This is a genomic window from Paenibacillus sp. 598K (genome assembly GCF_003851045.1).
Classification (GTDB): domain Bacteria; phylum Bacillota; class Bacilli; order Paenibacillales; family Paenibacillaceae; genus Paenibacillus_D.
Window position 1 is genome coordinate 27553 of the sequence record NZ_BFBX01000036.1, and the last position, 389, is coordinate 27941.

Consider the following 389-nt stretch of genomic DNA (forward strand, 5'->3'; position numbering starts at 1 on the left):
TCCAGAAGCTCGCGGCCGAGACGGCGGAGGGGCAGATCTGGATGAAGCGTCTGGTCGCCGAGATGGGCGGCAAGGACGGCATTGTCGTCGACGAGACGGCAGATCTGGAGGCGGCAGCGTCTGCCGTCGTAGCGTCGGCGTTTGGCTTCCAGGGGCAGAAGTGCTCGGCAGGCTCGCGCGCGATCATCGTCGACAGCGTCTATGACGAGATGGTCGAGCGGATCGAGCAATTGACCAAGCAGTTGAAGATCGGCCTGCCGGAGGACAATGCGCCTGTCGGACCGGTCATCGACGAGAGCTCGTACAAGCGCATCCTGCAATATATCGAGACGGGCAAGGGCGAGGGACGTCTGCTGACGGGCGGCCAGGCCGGCGCGCCGGAGGGATAC

At 64.8% G+C, this 389-nt stretch carries 1 pseudogene; it reads left to right on the top strand.

Annotated elements, in window-relative coordinates:
• Positions 1-389, top strand: a pseudogene (locus tag PA598K_RS37900) (aldehyde dehydrogenase family protein); the annotation flags it as partial.